Below are 4,621 nucleotides of genomic sequence, written 5' to 3' on the forward strand. Positions count from 1 at the left end.
TCGCGGGGCGTTTGAGTGTGGAGGACGGTGCCCGGGTCGTCGCTCTGAGGTCCGGTGCGTTGCGGGAGTTGGCCGGTCGGGGGGCGATGGCCTCGGTCTCCTTGGACGTGGCGGAGGCGGAGGGGTTCTTGCCGTCGTCGGTGACGGTGGCGGCGGTGAACGCGCCGGGGCAGATCGTGGTGAGTGGTCCGCCCGAGGAGATCGATGAGCTGTGCGTGCGCCTGGAGGGGCAGGGGGTGCGGGCGCGTCGGATCGAGGTGGATTACGCGTCCCACCACGCGCAGGTGGAGGCAATCGAGGAGGAGCTGCGGGCCGGGCTGGACGGGCTGTCCTCGCGCGGCAGTGAGACGGCGATGTGGTCGACGGTCACCGGCGAGCTGGTGGACGACGAGGAGCTGGACGCCGGGTATTGGTACCGGAACCTCCGCCGGCCGGTGCTCTTCGAGACCGCGGTCCGGGCCGCGCACGCCCATGGCCGGGGTCTGTTCGTCGAGGTCGGCCCTCACCCGGTGCTCGGACTCGCGCTGTCGACCGTACTCGGCGAGGGCGAGGGCCAGGGGCAGGGCCAGGGCCAGGGCCAGGGTGACGGCGAGGGGCGGGTGCTGCACACGCTGCGTCGCGACCAGCCCGAGACCGCCCAGCTGCTGACCAGCCTGGGCGCGGCTTGGGCCGCCGGTCTGCCGGTGGCGTGGCGGGACCTGCTGCCCGCAGTGGAGCCGGTGGCGTTGCCCACGTACGCCTTCCAGCGGCAGCGCTACTGGCTGGACGCGCCCGCCACCACGTCGGATGTCGCGCAGCCGGTCGGCGCCTCCCCGAGTGACGCGTGGCGCTACCGCGTGGGATGGACGCCGCTGGCCGCCCAGCACGCTGATCGGCTCCACCGGCGGTGGCTGCTCCTCTGCCACGAGGATGCCGAGATCCACGACGTACAGCAGGCGTTGGAGCAGGCCGGCGCGAAGGTCGAGGTGCGGGTGCTGCCCGCCGGGGCTGATCCCGACCCCGAGGTCGACCGGGCCGGTGTCGCAGAGCTGCTGCGGGGCGCGGAGCACATCGCGTACCTGCCGGCCGGGCTGGACCGGAGCCATCCGGACCACCCTGGCCTGCCCGTCGGGCTGGCATCCCTGCTGGCGGTCATGCAGGCCGTCGTGGAGCAGGAGGCCGCGCGGCTGTGGGTACTCACCCGTGGCGCGGCCAACGCGCCCGGGACCGGCCGGGCCCCTGACCCGACAGCGGCAGCGGTGTGGGGTCTCGGCCGGGTCTTCGGGCTCGAACACCCCGACCACTACGGCGGTCTGATCGACCTGCCCGCCGCCTGGCAGCCCCGTACCGGAAGCCAGTTGGCAGCCGCGCTGGCCGAGCCGGTCGAGGACCAGATCGCCCTGCGCCCGGACGGGACCTTCGCCCGTCGGCTCCAGCACGCTCCGGCACCCCCGCGCGGCGACCAGGAGTGGAAGCCCCGGGGCACGGCGCTGATCACCGGCGGCACCGGAGCGCTCGGCGCGCACCTGGCCCGCTGGCTGGCCCGGAACGGCGCCGAGCGGATCGTTCTGGTCAGCCGCACCGGGCCGGACGCGCCCGGCGCGGGCGACCTGGCCCGCGAGCTGACGAGTCGGGGCACCCCCACCACCGTCGTCGCCTGCGACATCGGCGACCCCCGGCAGGTGGCCGGGCTGTTCGGCGGCGGTGGTGATCACCCGCCGGTCACCACCGTCATCCACGCCGCCGGGGTACCGCAACGCACCACGCTGCAGGAGTCGGATCCCGCCGGGTTCGCGGAGCTGCTGCGGGCGAAGGTGACCGGCACGCAGAACCTCCTCGCGGCGCTCGAAGAGCACCCCGTCGACGAGCTGGTGCTGTTCTCCTCCAACTCGGGCGTCTGGGGCAGCGGGCTGCACGGCGCGTACGCCGCCGCCAACGCCTACCTGGACGCGGTGGCGGAGCAGCTGCGGGAGCGGGGCCACCGGGCGATCTCGGTTGCCTGGGGCCTCTGGGGCGGCGGAGGGATGGCAGAGGGTGACGGCGAGGAGTACCTGTCGCGCGTCGGGATCCGTCCGATGGCGCCCGATCTCGCCGTCGCGGCCCTGCACGAGGCGCTCACCCTCGACGAGACGTTCGTGGCCGTGGCCGATGTGGACTGGGAGCGGTTCGTTCCCACCTACACCGTGGCCCGGCGCCGTCCTCTCATCGAGGACCTGCCCGAGGTCCGGCGACTGGCCGCGGTCACGGACACGGACACGGCGACCGCCGACGCGTCCGGCGATGCGCAGCCGTTGCGGGACCGCCTGGCCGAGCTGAGCGCCGACGACCAGCACGCCGAGCTGCTGACGATCGTGCAGCGGGAGGCCGCGAAGGTCCTCGAACTCCGGGGTCCCGAGGCGGTGGCGGAGCAGCGTGCGTTCCGCGAGCTCGGCTTCGACTCGGTCATGGCGGTCGAGGTACGGAACCGGCTGAGGAGGCTCTCCGGCCTGCAACTGCCCGCCACCCTGGTGTTCGATCACCCGACGCCGGGCGCTGTGGTGGCGTACCTGAGCGGAGCGATGTTCCCGGACGGGGCCGAGGCCATGGCATCTCCGCTCGCACAGATCGAGCGGCTGGAGAAGACACTGCTGCGCGGGCGGCAGCCCGACAGCCGAGAGAAGGCGCGCATCACGCTGCGCCTCCAGTCCCTCCTTGAGACGTGGCGGGGTGAGGGTGACGAGCAGGGGGAGGGGCAAGGGGACGCCGAAGGGCAACCGTTCGCATCCGCGACCCCCGACGAAGTATTCGACTTCATTGACAAGGAGCTGGGTCAGCGCTGACCGCGACCAGCCCCGTTGGACTCCGGCGATTGAGAATGTGATGACGGACCAGGACAAGTTGTTCGAATACCTCAAGCGGGTAACCGGTGAGCTGAAGCAGACACGGGAACGCCTCCTGCGGTACGAGTCGGGCGAGCACGAGCCGATCGCCGTGGTGGGGATGAGCTGCCGGCTTCCGGGCGGGGTGCGCAGCCCCGAGGACCTGTGGGAGCTGGTGGCGAACGGAGCGGACGCCATCACGGCGTTTCCGCAGGACCGAGGCTGGCCGATCGACGAGCTGTACGACCCGGTGCCCGGTCTGCCGGGCAAGACGTACGCCCGCGAGGGCGGCTTCGTCGAGGACGTGGCCGACTTCGACGCCGAGCTGTTCGGGATCAGCCCGCGCGAGGCGCTGAGCATGGACCCGCAGCAGCGGCTGCTGCTCGAGTCCGCGTGGGAACTGTTCGAACACGCGGGCCTGGACCACACCGCCCTCCGGTCGAGCTCCACCGGTGTCTTCGTCGGCGCGGGCTTCCAGGGCTACGGCAGCCAGGCGGACGCCTCCGACGGCTACCTCCTGACGGGCTCCACCGGAAGTGTGGTGTCGGGCCGTCTCGCGTATGTGTTCGGGCTGGAGGGTCCGGCGGTGACGGTGGACACGGCGTGTTCGTCGTCGCTGGTGGCGTTGCATCTGGCGGCGCAGGCGCTGCGGGCCGGTGAGTGTTCGTTGGCGCTCGCCGGTGGTGTGACCGTGATGTCGACGCCGGGTGCGTTCGTGGAGTTCAGCCGCCAGCGCGGGATGGCCCCCGACGGCCGCTGCAAGCCGTTCGCGGCTGCGGCGGACGGTACGGGCTGGGGCGAGGGTGTCGGTCTGCTGCTCCTTGAGCGGTTGTCGGACGCTCGTCGCAACGGTCATCGTGTGCTGGCCGTGGTGCGGGGCTCCGCGGTGAACCAGGACGGTGCCTCGAACGGCCTCACGGCGCCGAACGGGCCTTCGCAACAGCGCGTGATCCAGCAGGCTTTGGCGAGCGCCGGTCTTGGTCCGGAGCAGATCGACGTGGTCGAGGCGCACGGTACGGGTACGACGCTGGGTGACCCGATCGAGGCGCAGGCGCTGTTGGCGACGTACGGCCAGGACCGGCCCGACGACCGTCCGCTGTGGCTGGGTTCGGTGAAGTCGAACATCGGGCACACGCAGTCCGCCGCGGGCGTGGCAGGCGTCATCAAGATGGTGATGGCCATGCAATACGGGAAGATGCCCGAGACGCTGTACGTGGATGAGCCCTCGCCGCACGTCGACTGGTCGGCCGGGGGCGTGCGTCTGCTGACGGAGCCCGTGGCATGGCCGGTGGAGGAGCGCGTGCGCCGGGCGGGGGTGTCCTCGTTCGGGGTGAGCGGCACGAACGCGCACGTGATTCTGGAAGAGCCTCCGGTCGCTGAGCCTTCTGCCGCTGGGGATGGGGCGGTGGCGCCGGAGATTCGTGGTGCGGTGCCGTGGTTGGTGTCGGGGCGCGGGGACGCGGCGCTGCGGGGGCAGGCGGCGCAGTTGGCCGGGTTCGCCCGGGGACGCGGGGACGCCGATGTCGATGTCGTGGGTGTGGCTGCGTCGTTGTTGAACCGTGCGGTGTTGGAGGACCGTGCGGTGGTGGTGGGTGAGAGTGTCGCGGATCTTGTTGCGCGGTTGGATGTGCTGGCGGGGGGTGGGCCCGTTGATGGTTTGGTGAGTGGTTCGCCGGTGGGTGGGAAGTCGGCGGTGTTGTTCACGGGTCAGGGTTCGCAGTTCGCCGGTATGGGTGCGGAGTTGTATGAGCGGTTCGGGGTGTTCGCGGGTGTGGTGGATGAGG

2 protein-coding genes are annotated in these 4,621 nt (G+C 71.9%); both read left to right on the plus strand.

Annotated elements, in window-relative coordinates; genetic code table 11:
* The coding region (locus tag HET64_RS36810; protein ID WP_215111587.1) for a type I polyketide synthase at window positions 1-2,798 on the plus strand (2,798 nt) is incomplete at its 5' end.
* A gap of 40 nt (window positions 2,799-2,838) precedes the next feature.
* On the plus strand, window positions 2,839-4,621 hold a 1,783-nt coding region (locus tag HET64_RS36815), incomplete at its 3' end, for a type I polyketide synthase (RefSeq protein WP_215111588.1).

This window comes from Streptomyces sp. McG3 (genome assembly GCF_018619185.1).
Taxonomy (GTDB): domain Bacteria; phylum Actinomycetota; class Actinomycetes; order Streptomycetales; family Streptomycetaceae; genus Streptomyces.